Consider the following 14,228-nt stretch of genomic DNA (forward strand, 5'->3'; position numbering starts at 1 on the left):
AAGTCCCCAAAGATATGACATAATCATCATACCCAAGGGGGATTCAGGGGATTTTAAGATGGATTACAAATTTGATTCGATGCTTCATCTAAAGCTGCTTTAAGCGTTTCCGCAAAAGCTTTCACCTCTTCATGGGTGAGTAATATACCGTTTTTCTTGGTCACAAAGAAAATATCTTCTGCTCTTTCACCCAGTGTTGCAATTCTAGCAGAGTGAATATCCAATCCTTGTAGCATAAACAATGCGCCAATCCGAGCTAAGAGACCCGGTTGATCGAGCGTTGAGATTTCAACCATATGTTGCTGTAAAGTAGGGTTGAGTACGATATCCACGGTGTTTTGCACATCGAAATGGCGTAAATGGCGTGGAATACGGCGTTGCATAATCCCTGGATATTGATCTGAATGACTGAGCGCATCTACAAGCGCAGCTTTGACTTTGCGTTCACGCTCTGGATCAGTCAGTAATGTACCAAAACGATCAAGAACTAAATACGTATCTAAACTAAATGATGTAGTTGCAGTAATAATTCTTGCATCTTGAACGTCAAGATTCATGCGATCTAAGACAGCAACCGTTGTTGCAAATAAGTTCGGTTGATCACGGGTGTAAATAAAGATTTGAACGGCGTCATCCGCAGCATTTCGATGTGCGCGTAATAAAACCAAAGGCTCTGGGTTATCGCCATGCTGTAAAATCGCTTGAGTATGCCATGCAATTTCATTGGCTGATTCTTTAACGAAGTATTCATCACCGAGTTCTTGCCAAACTTTTTCGACTTCGGCGAGAGAAAAGTCATTGACCAATAATTCACTGGCAGCAAATTTGGTGTCTTCAATTAACATTTGATAGTCAACAGGACGACCTAAGCCTGAACGAATGACATCTCGCGCATAGGTATATAACTGGCGCATAAGGGAAGCACGCCACGTATTCCAAAGTTTAGGATTCGTGGCATTAATATCAGCGACCGTTAAAGTGTATAGATAGTCCAAATGTTCCATATCACCGACTTTTTCGGCAAACTCTTTAACTTCATCTGGATCAGAAATATCTTTTTTCTGTGCAGTAAGGGACATGAGTAGATGATTGTTAATCAACCATGCTACAAGTTTACATTCACGTTCAGTAAAACCATGCGTGCGACAGAACTCGATGGCATCTAATGCCCCTAATTCACTATGATCACCGCCACGACCTTTCGCAATATCATGGAAAATTGCTGCCATATAGACAATATCGTGACGTGCAATACGTTGGAATACTGAACTCACCACAGGGAATTCTTTAGCAAATTCAGGTTCTTTAAAGCGACTTAAGTTTCTGAGCAATAATAAGGTGTGCGCATCTACAGTGTAGATATGGAACAGATCGTACTGCATTAATCCTGTAATCTGTCCAAACGAAGGAATGTAGTTCCCTAGTACGCCATAACGTTTCATCGCCACCATCGTGTCATATAAGTGCGGCGAGCGAATAATTGACATGAATAATGCTTGATGTTCTGGATTGTCCCTGAAACGTTGATCAATTCGTTTTGCTGCGAGCACAAGAAGACGCAAGGTACGAGCACGAATACCTGTAATTTCTGGTCGATTGGCTAACAGATAGAATAGTTCTAAAATTGCACTCGGCTCTTCAGAAAATACCTTGTGATGCTGAACAGCGAGTTTGCCGTCTACAATTTTAAATCGGTCATTAATGTCGATAATTTGGCGTTCATAATCAGACAGGCGAGGGGTAATGACTGATTCATTGAAATAAGCAAGTAACATCTCATTCAGCGTTGAAACTTGTTGCGCTGTTCGATAATAACGCTTCATGAATTGTTCAACTGCAAAGTTCACAGGTTGACCTTCTTCGCGAACATAACCAAATTTTGCTGCTATATCCCTTTGATATTCAAATAATAAACGGTTTTCATCTCGTTTAGCGATACGATGCAAATGGGTTCTAATCTCCCATAAGAAACTTTCAGCTTCTTCCAGTACACCTAATTCAAATTCAGTAATAAAGCCTAAGTGAACTAAATCATAAATACGATTGACACGGAAGTGACGTTTGGCAATCCAACCAATTTGATTAATATCACGAATACCGCCAGGTGCATTTTTGATATCTGGCTCTAAATTACTTTCAGTATTATTGTGTTGAGCATAGCGCTTGGTCTGTTCCGCCATTTTGGCATCATAGAACGTTTTATCTGTCCATGTTTGGGCGACAATACGACGTGGCCATTTAGCCAGTTGTTCATTGCCTGTAATTAAACGTGCCTCGATTAAAGTTGAAGCAACAGTTAAATCATTTGCTGCTTGTTCAACACAGTTTTGAATCGTACGAACGCTAATTCCAGGTTTAAAATTACCAACATCCCATAAGGATGAAATAAAAGTTGAGATCAGTTTTTCTTGTTCTTCGCTGATTTCATCTTCAGATAAAATCATGATGTCAGTATCCGAATATGGCAGCATTTCGCGACGACCATATCCTCCGACCGCAAATAAACCTAATTCAGTTTTATTTAATTCAGCATGATTCCATAAAAAGACTAAGGCCTCATCAATTGAGTTGGAACGAGCCTTAATCACTTCACGAATAGCTTGCCCATTTTCATAACTCTCTTGTAATTGCTTTTCTACATCTGTTCGCCATTGATTAATGGCTTTAATATCATGATGATTGGTGACATAGTTCAGCAAAGGAGATGTATTGATCATGAAAATGGGTCTACTCAATTTAAGTTAAGAGTTTGTGTGTACGCTCACTTGGTCAGCAGCTTGTTGCGCTAATTCACGTGCTTGGTCTGTTGTTTCAGCGCGTGCTGTTGCAACTCCCATACGGCGACGCTTAAAACCTTCAGGTTTACCAAATAAACGTAAGTCAGTATTCGGATTGGCTAAAGCAAGATTCAAGCCATCAAAGCTGAGGTTATTTGCATCTACACCTGCATAAATTACGGCACTTGCCGCAGTACTATGGCGAGCTGTATTAACAGGTAAACCTAAAATAGCACGCGCATGCAATTCAAATTCGCTTTGGTATTGAGAAGCTAAAGTTACGAGACCCGTATCATGTGGGCGAGGGGAAACTTCGCTGAACCAAACTTTATCGCCTTTGATAAATAGCTCTACACCAAAGATACCACAGCCACCTAATGCAGTTGTTGCTTTGTGTGCGATACGTTTAGCTTCTTGTAAGGCAGCAGCAGTCATTGGTTGAGGTTGCCAGCTTTCGACATAGTCACCCGCATCTTGACGGTGTCCAATCGGATCACAGAAGTGGGTTTCGATTTCGCCAGTCTTAGGATTTTTTGCACGAACTGTTAATAAGGTGATTTCAAAATCAAAATCAATTTGTGATTCGATAATCACTGTACCTTGATTAACACGACCGCCTTGCATCGCATATTCCCAAGCGGCATCAACTTCATCAAAGCTTTTAACGCGAGACTGACCTTTACCTGATGAGGACATCACTGGCTTTACAAAGTTCGGATAACCGATGTCATCACATGCCGCGCGGAAACTTTCTAAAGTACTGGCAAAGCGATAAGCAGATGTTGGTAGACCGAGTTCTTCAGCAGCTAAACGACGAATTCCTTCGCGGTTCATTGTGAGATTGACTGCTTTAGCTGAAGGAATAACCGTTGCTGTTTGGCTTTGTTCAATTTCTACGAGCACTTCAGTTGCAATCGCTTCAATTTCAGGAACAATCAAATTGGGTTGAATTTTTTCAATTAATTGTTTTAATTCGGTTGGATCAGCCATATTCAATGTATAAGAAAAATGTGCAACTTGCATGGCTGGTGCATGATCATAACGATCTGCGGCATGAACTTCGACACCTAAGCGTTGTAAAGAAATCACAACCTCTTTACCTAGCTCCCCAGAACCTAACAGTAAAACCTTAAATGCAGAAGATTGAAGTGGAGTTCCAAGAGTGACGCTCATGCGTGTAATCCTATCCTGAGTAATTTGTGGTTAAGCATAGCAGAACTTTTTGATGAATTAAGCTTGCCTGATACAAAAAAACAAGGTTTTGTTAGACAAAAAATATGACTTATCATCGTGTTGATCTGTTTAGACATTGACTTGATAGTTAAGTCGTAAGTCATCTGCATTTTGACCACGGATTCCCCAATTTGATTTTGGGGTTTCAAAAATTGTAATTTCAATATCTTGTGGGGAAATACCACATTGCTGCTGAATATTAGAAAAAATTGATTGAATGAATTGTTTTTTTGCCGAAATTGTTCGCCCTTCAAACATTGAAATTTCAATAATCAAATATTGTTCACTGCGATCATTTGGATATATAAAATCTTCTGGGGCTAAAGCAATAAAGCGCTGAAACTTTTTTTCTACAGGATAATCGAGGCTTGTGACCAGTGCTTGGTGAATAGCATCTGACAATTGACTTCTAAACTGTTGAATCGTTTGATGTAGTGCATAAATTTTGATTTGAGACATAAATAAGTTATTCCAAAATTAAGATTAGAAATTTTGATTCACATGATATTTTTATTTCACCACTTTAAATGATATTGGCATTAAATCAATTCTTTAGAACGTAGATTGTTCTATGGGATAAATAAGTAACAACGATTGAGTATTGTTGCTGAATTGACTAGCATAATGCGCAAATGTTCCATTGGCGATTTGATATGTTTAATACAAAAACTCATGTAGCGACAATAATGTTGTTTAGCAGCCTTTTATTGACTGCATGTGATCATTCAAGCAATCAGCCAGAAAAAAAAGTGGAAATTAAAGCAGCACCTAAACTTAATAATGATGCAACAAGTTACGCACAAGCTGCTTGGAAGCTGATTAATGAAATTGATCCAATTGTCTACAATAAACAATCTACTGAGATCGAAGATAAGGTCAGAAAACCATTACGACAACTCAGTACCGATTGGCGAATTAATGTCAAAATGACTGATTCTGTGACTGAAGGAAAATATGCGCTATGCCGTAAAGCATTGACCAGTCTGGATACTTGGGCAAGAGATGTTAAAGATAATGTGAGTTCGTCAACGCAAAAGCAAGCGGACTACGAACGAGACAAGGCACAGTGTAAAGATGCAATTGATAATCCAGCTTTAGGCAATACCTCACCTAAATAAAAAAGCGAGATGATAAATCTCGCTTCAGCTGGTTAAAGCTATCATGAGTTTCAGGTTATGACGTTTTTCCTGTTTTTGCGGCTTCCTGCTTGATTTGTGTGGTTGATGTCGTTGCTGCTTTTTTAGTATCCGATGACATTTTCATGGTGTCATGTTTCATTGTATCTTTTGCTTTCGTGGTTTCTTTTTTGGTTTTTACGACATTTGCTGCTACGCACTTGCCACCTTTATGATTTGGTCCTGTGCCACCCTGTAATTGAGTTCCTTTCGGGCAGGCAAATGCACTTGCGCTTAATACGGTGAATAAGCCTGCTGTTAGAATTGTTGCGACTTTTTTCATAATTGTCATCTGAATCAGGTAAGCGATAGTGCTTAGGATTAATTTAGACGAGTTTTTAACAACAAAGCAGAATGATTTTGTGAATAATTTAAATGGAAGCGTAGTGTTTTATAGCGAGAGTTTATCTTTTAATTTATGTTTAAGATTAAGTGGATATTGCATAATAGATGATCTAATTTTCTAAATAAGATCATACTATCGCCGTAACACTTTATTGCTTTAGATAACCGACAGCAGCGACTTTCTTTAACTTTTCAATATCAATCACCTCAATTTTTTTAAAACCAAGTTGTATGATTCCTTGTTTTTCAAATAGATTTAATTCTTGATTAACGGTTTGTCTTGAGATTGTTAGCATATTAGCAAGTTGATCTTGTGAAATTTGAATATTGAAATCCTGGATACAAGAGCGATTGCCATAGCCTTCAAGAATAAATAATAAACGTTGTGCAAGACGCTGGCTGATACTTTGAGTCTGAATTGCAATTTGTTCTAAAAAGACATAACGGAGTTTTTGACTGGTAAGCAAAGCAAAGTAATACCAGTAATAGGGATTTTGGAGTAGAAATGCTTTAAGTGGTTGTGCTGGAATTTGTAAAACGACACTTTTCTTTAATGCAATAGCATCATGAGAGCGTGGTTGCTGGTCAATAAGAGAAATTTCTCCAAACCACATGATGGGTTCAGCAATTGCAGCAATCGCTTCATTCCCATTCACATCGATGTATCCCAAACTAATCGATCCTTCAAGTACACCATAAACACCATCAAAAAGGTCTTGAGCATGAAATACGGCAGCATTTTTTTCTATGCTATATTTTTTTCCATGCTCGATGATGAAGTTTTGAAATGGTAAATCTAGGTGACTGAACCAAGCATTTTGATGTAAATGTTTAATATAAATTGCATCTAACACAACATTTCCTTTGTTAAAAATAAATCCATTTGTCAGCTATATGACAATTTCACATACTCATTTCTTATAGATTAACAGCATAAACTAAATATATGAGGAATGAGCAATGACAAATTTGGAACGACAACTCAGTCAGTATGCTGCTTACCATTTAGATCGAAATAATATTATGACTCATTTTGTAGGCATTCCTTTAATCGTTTTCTCTATCTTATGTTTAACTTCACGAGCAGGTATTGAAATCTCTGGTTTCTCTATAACCTTAGCTATGATACTGATTCTTTTAAGTAGTATTTATTATCTTACACTTGATAAGTTGTTTGGTGCATTGATGCTGATCTTATTGGTATTGGCTTATCCTCTAGCTTTAAAAGTTGCGGCTTTATCCATGTGGAGTTGGTTAGGTGCAAGTGTTGGTATTTTTGTTGTAGGCTGGGTTTTTCAGTTTGTAGGACATTATTTTGAAAAGAAAAAACCAGCATTTGTTGATGATCTGATTGGTTTGGCAATTGGCCCATTGTTCGTTTTAGCTGAGTTCGTATTTTTACTAGGTTTCCGTAAACCATTACATCAACGTATTTTGAAAGAAGCTGAAAGCAAACGTGCCGCGATGGATATGAAAGTCCAAACTGCATCTTAAGCCCAGATAATTTTAAAAGAGCCGAGATCATTAGATTTCGGTTTTTTTATTGCAATAAATAGATCATTTAAAATATGCGATCAGCTTGTTATGCTTAATGGTCTTTAACCCAAGATTTATATTTAAAAGCTAATGACAGGACTTTACGAATATTGGTCATTACCGCACAAGTTAAACATTAAATGTCCATCATGTCAGCGCAAAGCGAGTTTTGAATTTGCTCGATTTGCTAAGATTCAGCTCAAAAAAGACATCGATTATTTTCAGCAACATCCAGATTTTGAATATCAGCGTTTTCAGGATAGTTGTGGTGGTTATTGGAATGCTGCTTTTTACTACCCCAATTTATCGGTTGATCTTCAGCAGATTCGCGATTTACCTGAGACCTATGATGTACAAAAATGGTCTGTGCCTTATTCTTCAATGAATAAAGGCGGAGTGGTGTGTGAATCTTGTGATTGTCGTCAAAAACATGAACTGAATTGGCCGAATGATGCCTATTATGTGGTGATGTATAGACAACAAGCGCTATGGGCATTTCATCGTGAAGCGGCGATAGATCTCTATGATTATTTAAAAGAAGATTTACGTGATCATAAAAAATATCGCCATTCCTTCTTTTTGTTGCATATCCCGACGATTTTTAAACAGAAGAAGGCAAGAGAGCATGTGACCAAACAATTACAGAAATTAATAAAAAATCAGTAAGATGGGATGATCGATTTTTTATGTCATTTTAGGCGTAGATTGCAACAAATTCCTTGATGATTTGAACAATCAGTTGAGGTTTTTCTCGATGAGGAACATGCCCACACGCTTCAATCAAATGTAATTCTGCATCCGCATCTTTAGCTAATCGTTCAGGTTGCGCTAAGCTGCCATATTCATCATTGTGGCCATGAATGACGAGCAATTTTGTTTGTAAGGCTTTGAGGTCATTGTCCAAAGTCCAATTGCGAAATGCAGGTGAAAGCCATGTTTCAGTCCAAGCATCCAAAACCCATTGTGCTTTTTCTGCATGATATTTTTTCAGTTTTTGCAATTGTTCAGGCTGTTGGAACATCTGTTTTGCAGCAGAAACGGCATCTAAGGTCTTTTGTTCAATATATGCCTGAGCTGCTTCCGTAATCACTGCAACGCATTTGAATGGATATTGTGATGCAAAGCTGACCGCCATGCCACCACCAACACTATGACCTAGCGCAATCACTTGTGAAATTCCAAGCTGATCTAAAAGTTCAGCAGCAACAAGAGCTTCTTGTTGGATAAAATCGGTAGAGAGTTGAACGTCGCTTGCGTCAGATTGACCAAAGCCGCGACGGTCATAGGCAATAATCATGCGATGGGTTTCGGTGCAAAGTTGTTGAGGAAAGTCGCGCCATAACTGCACGCAGCCTAAAGAGTCATGGAACAATAAAATCGGAATTTGTTTGCTTAGCTCGGTTTGTTGTGGCTGCCATATTTTTACAAAGAGATTGCCCTGTCGGGTTGAGATGATTTTTTTAACTGTTTCACAGTGTTGCATGACAACATAATCCAAATGTATAAATTGAATATCAGAATAGTTAAAAACCATTGTGTGATATAGATATAATCATGACGACTAATAGTCTGATCGTGCCATATCAAAGTGAAAAGAGTTGCAATTGTTGCTTATGACGGATGTTGGGCAATGAGCCTTATGATGATTAAAGATTTTTTTCATGTCGTTGCTTTGTTGGAAGCGCGACAGGGTCAGGTTGCAACCTACCAAGTTGAAATTCTAAGTATCGACGGATTAGCGAAGCAGAGTGCAAGTGGAACACAGATCGATGTAGATGGGCATATCATGCTAGATCGCATTTATGATTTGGTGATTATTCCTAGTTTTGAGGGCAAGCAGTTAGCAACATTAACATTACAAAGCCATGATTTAGTGTTGTGGATTAGAAGTTTAATACAACACGAGATTGCTATTTTAGCGGTTACAACGGGTGTTTATTTTATTGCAGCAACTAAACTTGCTGATCACATACTGTTAGCAACACATTGGGCTTTTATTCGTGAGCTGAATGCTTTATTTCCAAGCTGTTCATTTACTAAAAATCGAAATTATCTACACGCAGGATCGATCTATAGTACAGGGACATTAATGGGTACATTTGATGCTTTACTTGGCATTATTGCACAGCATAAAGGGGATTATTTTGCACAATTGTGTGCAAGCCATTTATTGATGACCTCACCGCAATTACTAAATCCTGTATTACCGATGTATCGTAATCATTGTGATGAAGCCGTATTGCAAGTACAAGATTGGCTAGATGAACATTGTGCTGCGGAAAACAGGATTGCCGATTTAGCTCAGCAATTTAACTTTAGTGAACGAAATTTAAAACGGCGTTTTCAATTGGCGACGCAGATCTCACCCAATCAATATTTGCAACAGGTGAGAGTTGATAAAGCCAAGAAGTTATTATTAACCACAGATATGAATATTCAGCAAATTGCTTATGAAGTGGGCTATGAAAATGTAAGTTTTTTTATTCGAATATTTAAAAAAGTCACAGCTTGTACACCGACGCAATGGGTCAAATAAATGATTGAATTGTGGTTTGTGATTTGCCTAAAGATTTTGATTGATACATGAGCTGATCTGCAGTCTTGGTTGCATCTTCAAGGTTTTCTGGTAATTCAGATAAAATGGCTAAACCCATACTAAAGTCGACGCCATATTTTTGATTTAAGCCACTTTCTGCAAATAATGTTCGCAAGTGATGATCACAAAGATATGCTTGAGTTTCATCAATATCTAATAAAATAATTGCAAATTCATCACCACCTAAACGGGCAACAATGTCTGAAGAACGACATGATTTTTTTAGAACTTGTGAAAATTGCAATAAAACTTCGTCACCACGATGATGTCCATGAGTATCATTCACTGCTTTAAAACCGTCGAGATCAATAATTCCAACGGCAAACAGCGACTGTTTACGAAAGTTTAATTTACGCAAAATACGATATTCAATATCGAGAGCACGGCTATTATCGAGAGAGGTGAGCTGATCTTTCATTGCTAAATTTTTCATTTCTTGCCAGTTTCTTCTAACATTTATGAGCAAGAAAGCAACGATTGAGAACAAACCTAGACGAACGATCGTATTCCAAAAGGGAATGATAGGGTTTGAATACAGATGACCTGCATTAATATCAGCAAATAACCATGTAATTGCTGATAGTAAAATTGTAACTACGGTAACTTTAGCATGGTCGTACCATGCTGCAATTGATACAGGCAGTAGGTAAAACACAGAGAACGAATATTCATAACCTGTTACCAAGTCAATTATCCCAAGCACGGTGGTAATAAGTATAATTAATAACCGTCGTATTGCTGGATTATGAGCGAATAATCGTTCTAAGGTTCTTTCCATAGCGCCTTAATGCGAATAATTATACGTTAAAGCGGAAGTGTAATACGTCACCGTCTTGAACGACGTAAGTTTTACCTTCTAGACGCCATTTACCTGCTTCTTTGGCACCGCTTTCTCCGTTGTATTGAATGAAGTCATCATAAGCAACACATTCAGCACGGATAAAGCCTTTTTCGAAATCGGTATGAATCACACCAGCTGCTTGTGGCGCAGTCGCACCGACTTTAACCGTCCAAGCACGAACTTCTTGTACGCCCGCAGTGAAGTAAGTCTGTAAGCCAAGTAAGCTATAACCTGCACGAATTACCACGTTTAAGCCAGGTTCTTCCATACCCATCGCTTCCAAGAATTCAGCGCGGTCTTCATCTTCTAATAATGAAATTTCAGCTTCGATTTGGTTACAAAGTGGTACAACAATCGCATTTTCTTCAGCAGCAAGTTTTTTTACTGCGTCAAGATGTGGATTATTTTCAAAACCATCTTCTGCAACGTTAGCAATATACATAGTTGGTTTAAGTGTCATTAAACCAAAACCGCGTACCGCTTTACGTTCGTCATCAGAAAGGTCAGCGGCACGTGCTGGTTTGCCTTCATCTAATAATGGTTGAATTTTCTCTAAAGCTGCTTTAGTTGCAATGGCATCTTTGTCACCACCTTTTGCTGCTTTAGTTAAGCGTAATAATGCTTTTGCAACAGTATCAAGATCAGCAAGAGCAAGTTCAGTGTTAATAGTTGCGATGTCATCTAATGGATCAATTTTACCATTTACGTGAATCACGTTTTCATCTTCAAAACAACGTACTACGTGTGCAATTGCATCAGTTTCACGGATGTTGGCAAGGAATTGGTTACCCAAACCTTCACCTTTTGATGCACCCGCAACTAGACCTGCGATATCAACGAACTCCATTGTAGTCGGAATTACACGTTGCGGTTTAACAATTGCTGTAAGTTTATCTAGGCGTGGATCTGGAACAGGAACAATCCCTGTATTCGGTTCAATGGTACAGAACGGAAAGTTTTCAGCCGCAATCGCTGCCTTTGTTAATGCATTAAATAATGTAGATTTACCTACGTTTGGCAGACCAACAATACCGCAATTAAAACCCATGAAACCACTCACAAATGTGTTATTTAAAAATTGCTGCTGATTTTACATGAAAGCCATGACAAAGTCAGGTCATGGCGCGTGCGGATTTTTATTTCGGACTTAAACTTTGCGTTTATCCAGTTGTTTGGCAATATTATCGCCTGTGACTTGTACCAACATCACCAAAACAATCAGCACTAAAATTACCGCCAGCATGACTTGCATATCAAAACGTTGATAGCCGTAACGGTAAGCAATATCGCCCAAACCACCTGCACCAATTGCACCTGCAATGGCAGAGGAACTGATCATGGTCACAATGGTCACGGTAAAACCTGCGACAATACCTGGCAAGGCTTCAGGGAGTAACACATGCCAAAGAATCTGTTTACGATTACAGCCTATGGCTTGCGCTGCTTCAATCAACCCTTGATCGACTTCACGTAGGCTGACTTCGGCAATACGGGCGAAGAACGGAATCGCGGCGATGGTCAACGGTACAATCGCAGCCAAGACGCCGTAACTGGTACCGACGATCCATCGGGTAAATGGAATCAGAGCCACCATTAAAATCAGGAAGGGTACAGAACGGGTAATATTAATCACCCAGCCTAATGATTGATTGATTTTCTTGGATGGGTAAATCCCAAAATCTGCGGTACTGACCAGAATCAAGGCAATCGGCAGACCAATCAAAAAGGCGAGAATCGCAGAGACACCAACCATGATTAAAGTATCGGTCGTACCAGTGAGTAACAGATCAATGAGTTGATTGTACATAACCGATCACCTCAAGTTGTGTTATTGCAGGATGTTTTTCAGATTGTGAGTGGTTTAGATCAAAGTCGAGATTGCGAATCCCGATGATTAATGAGCCTATGGTACGCTGCTGAATGCTATCAATTTGACTGTAATACACCTGAACTGGACTATTAAAGCCATCCAATAGTCCATGTAAATCGGGCACCGATTTCGATTCACTGATATATTTCAATTTTAAAATCTGATGGGTGCTCTGAGGCAGAATGGTTTGGCTCAACTCAAAAGGTAAATTCACTTGTCCAAAATTGAGTAATTCCTGAGTGATCTGTTGTTGCGGATCGGAAAATACCGACCAGACTTGCCCAGACTCGATAATCTCACCATGATCAATCACGATCACCTGATCACAAATTTCTTGAATGACTTGCATCTCATGGGTGATCAAGACAATGGTTAAACCGAGGTCCTGATTGATTTGTTTTAATAGCGACAGAATATTGGCGGTACTTTCAGGATCCAGTGCGGAAGTTGCTTCATCACAGAGCAGGATTTCAGGCTGAGAAATCAAGGCACGTGCGATTCCTACACGTTGTTTCTGCCCACCAGAAAGTTGAGCCGGGTAATCATTTCGCTTTGCTTCTAATCCCACCAGCGTCAGTACATCACTGACCCGCTGCTCAATTTCAGTCTTGTCATAACCAGCAATACGTAGCGGTAGCGCCACATTTTCCCATACGGTTTTTGCAGACATCAGATTAAAATGCTGAAAAATCATGCCAATTTTTTGCCGAGTTTTAATCAACTCGACATGGCTGAGTTCAGCAATATTTTGCTGATGAATCAAAATACTGCCTGTATCAATCGACTCCAGACCATTTAATGTACGCAGCAGGGAGGATTTACCTGCACCACTTTTTCCGATAATCCCGACAATCTGTGCTTTAGGAATATCCACATTAATGTCTTTTAATGCATGTAAGCGTTGGCCCTGTACCTCATAAAACTTATTTAAACCACGGATTTTCAGATGCGGGACTGAAAAATCGACTTGTGCACCAAAACTCACCATCATCGTTCTCCTTATTTCCAGCCTGGGAACCACAACGTTGGACCAAAATCACTATCCAAGGCTGCTTTGACTTTCGGTGAGTTTTGATAAATTTCGACAAACTTCTGTAGTTTGCTGTCTTTATCCTGATAGTCATCACGCACCACAAATAAAATCGCATAACGTTTATTGGTATTGTCATCAAACAATAAAGCACTTTCAGGATCAGCTGTTTTGGCTAAACGTAGATAATGTGGATAGCCAAACGCCAGATCAACATCATCAATGGCACGAGCAGTTTGTGGGCCTTCAACTTCGGTAAATTTCAGGTTCTTCGGATTTGCCGTAATGTCTTTCAATGAAGAAAGGTGATTATTGCTGTCTTTAAGTTCAATCAGCTTGGCTTGTTGCAGTAACAATAAAGCACGACCTTGATTGACAGGATCATTCGGAATGGCAACCGTTGCACCATTTGGTAGTTCTTCAAAGCTTTTATATTTTTTTGAATACAGTCCGACATGCGATGCTGCACCTGCCGCAAATGATTTTAATTTAAAGCCAGTTTCTTTAATGGCATTGTCCAAGAAGGGCTGATGCTGGAAAAAGTTGGCATCAATATCACCATGATTTAGCGTAATGTTCGGCGTATTCCAATCGGAAAACTCCACCAATTTGACATTTAACCCCTGTTGTTTGGCTTCATCCGCAGCGACTTGTAACGGATGTGCAAAAGACGGACTAATCCCAATCACCAGTTCACTGCTGTTATTGTGTCTTTGTTTATTCCAAATGAATAACGCGATAATTGCGATAACAACGACAAGGCCAATACCTAACCATTTTTTTGAGGCAGTTTGAGCCATTTATTTCTCCAATTCTATTCTTAAA

At 39.0% G+C, this 14,228-nt stretch carries 15 protein-coding genes; 4 read left to right on the forward strand and 11 right to left on the reverse strand.

Annotated features, from left to right (window positions below):
* Positions 1-53 precede the first annotated feature (53 nt).
* From glnD to IEV17_RS06475, 3 genes are all read right to left on the reverse strand, one after another.
* The gene (glnD, locus tag IEV17_RS06465) at positions 54-2,717 is read right to left on the reverse strand and encodes a [protein-PII] uridylyltransferase (protein WP_004661569.1); all 2,664 of its coding nucleotides are present in this window, start codon (positions 2,715-2,717) and stop codon (positions 54-56) included.
* A gap of 24 nt (positions 2,718-2,741) precedes the next feature.
* The gene (gene purT, locus IEV17_RS06470; RefSeq protein ID WP_171062433.1) at positions 2,742-3,959 is read right to left on the reverse strand and encodes a formate-dependent phosphoribosylglycinamide formyltransferase; all 1,218 of its coding nucleotides are present in this window, start codon (positions 3,957-3,959) and stop codon (positions 2,742-2,744) included.
* Positions 3,960-4,079: 120 nt separating this feature from the next.
* The gene (locus IEV17_RS06475; RefSeq protein ID WP_004661573.1) at positions 4,080-4,469 is read right to left on the reverse strand and encodes a tautomerase family protein; all 390 of its coding nucleotides are present in this window, start codon (positions 4,467-4,469) and stop codon (positions 4,080-4,082) included.
* A 194-nt stretch (positions 4,470-4,663) separates the two neighbouring features.
* On the opposite strand from IEV17_RS06475, the gene IEV17_RS06480 reads away from it, so the two are divergent.
* Positions 4,664-5,128, forward strand: coding sequence for a hypothetical protein (locus tag IEV17_RS06480; protein WP_034601254.1), 465 nt, complete (start codon positions 4,664-4,666; stop codon positions 5,126-5,128).
* Between the two features lie 55 nt (positions 5,129-5,183).
* Here IEV17_RS06480 and IEV17_RS06485 read toward each other — a convergent pair whose 3' ends face one another.
* The gene (locus IEV17_RS06485) at positions 5,184-5,468 is read right to left on the reverse strand and encodes a hypothetical protein (protein ID WP_034601257.1); all 285 of its coding nucleotides are present in this window, start codon (positions 5,466-5,468) and stop codon (positions 5,184-5,186) included.
* A 211-nt stretch (positions 5,469-5,679) separates the two neighbouring features.
* Entirely contained in the window at positions 5,680-6,384 is a 705-nt protein-coding gene (locus IEV17_RS06490; RefSeq protein WP_004661578.1) for a Crp/Fnr family transcriptional regulator, read from the reverse strand.
* A gap of 106 nt (positions 6,385-6,490) precedes the next feature.
* Here IEV17_RS06490 and IEV17_RS06495 point away from each other — a divergent pair, with 106 nt between their 5' ends.
* A complete protein-coding gene (locus IEV17_RS06495; protein WP_004661581.1) occupies positions 6,491-7,024 on the forward strand; it encodes an Mpo1 family 2-hydroxy fatty acid dioxygenase in 534 nt (177 codons plus the stop codon).
* A 132-nt stretch (positions 7,025-7,156) separates the two neighbouring features.
* Positions 7,157-7,732 carry a hypothetical protein gene (locus IEV17_RS06500; RefSeq protein WP_004661582.1) on the forward strand — a complete coding sequence of 192 codons (576 nt, stop codon included), beginning with the start codon at positions 7,157-7,159 and terminating at the stop codon, positions 7,730-7,732.
* 28 nt (positions 7,733-7,760) lie between these two features.
* Here IEV17_RS06500 and IEV17_RS06505 read toward each other — a convergent pair whose 3' ends face one another.
* Positions 7,761-8,549 (reverse strand): alpha/beta fold hydrolase, encoded by a 789-nt coding sequence (locus IEV17_RS06505; RefSeq protein WP_004661584.1) that lies wholly within the window; start codon positions 8,547-8,549, stop codon positions 7,761-7,763.
* Between the two features lie 147 nt (positions 8,550-8,696).
* Here IEV17_RS06505 and IEV17_RS06510 point away from each other — a divergent pair, with 147 nt between their 5' ends.
* Positions 8,697-9,602, forward strand: a complete 906-nt coding sequence (locus IEV17_RS06510) for a GlxA family transcriptional regulator (protein ID WP_004661586.1) — start codon at positions 8,697-8,699, stop codon at positions 9,600-9,602.
* Here the strand turns inward: IEV17_RS06510 and IEV17_RS06515 are convergent.
* The 5 genes from IEV17_RS06515 to IEV17_RS06535 form a co-directional block, all read right to left on the reverse strand.
* Complete coding sequence (locus tag IEV17_RS06515) at positions 9,595-10,440, reverse strand: GGDEF domain-containing protein (RefSeq protein WP_004661587.1); 846 nt, start codon at positions 10,438-10,440, stop codon at positions 9,595-9,597. The genes IEV17_RS06510 and IEV17_RS06515 overlap by 8 nt on opposite strands.
* A gap of 19 nt (positions 10,441-10,459) precedes the next feature.
* Positions 10,460-11,551, reverse strand: coding sequence for a redox-regulated ATPase YchF (ychF, locus tag IEV17_RS06520; protein ID WP_004661588.1), 1,092 nt, complete (start codon positions 11,549-11,551; stop codon positions 10,460-10,462).
* Positions 11,552-11,650: 99 nt separating this feature from the next.
* Positions 11,651-12,310 carry a methionine ABC transporter permease gene (locus tag IEV17_RS06525; RefSeq protein WP_004661589.1) on the reverse strand — a complete coding sequence of 220 codons (660 nt, stop codon included), beginning with the start codon at positions 12,308-12,310 and terminating at the stop codon, positions 11,651-11,653.
* Entirely contained in the window at positions 12,291-13,361 is a 1,071-nt protein-coding gene (locus IEV17_RS06530) for a methionine ABC transporter ATP-binding protein (RefSeq protein WP_004661590.1), read from the reverse strand. Before IEV17_RS06530 ends, IEV17_RS06525 begins: the two co-directional genes overlap by 20 nt.
* 11 nt (positions 13,362-13,372) lie before the next feature.
* The gene (locus IEV17_RS06535) at positions 13,373-14,203 is read right to left on the reverse strand and encodes a MetQ/NlpA family ABC transporter substrate-binding protein (RefSeq protein WP_004661592.1); all 831 of its coding nucleotides are present in this window, start codon (positions 14,201-14,203) and stop codon (positions 13,373-13,375) included.
* Between the last annotated feature and the right edge of the window lie 25 nt (positions 14,204-14,228).

Source organism: Acinetobacter modestus, from assembly GCF_014636095.1.
In the GTDB taxonomy this organism is placed as follows: Bacteria; Pseudomonadota; Gammaproteobacteria; order Pseudomonadales; family Moraxellaceae; genus Acinetobacter; species Acinetobacter modestus.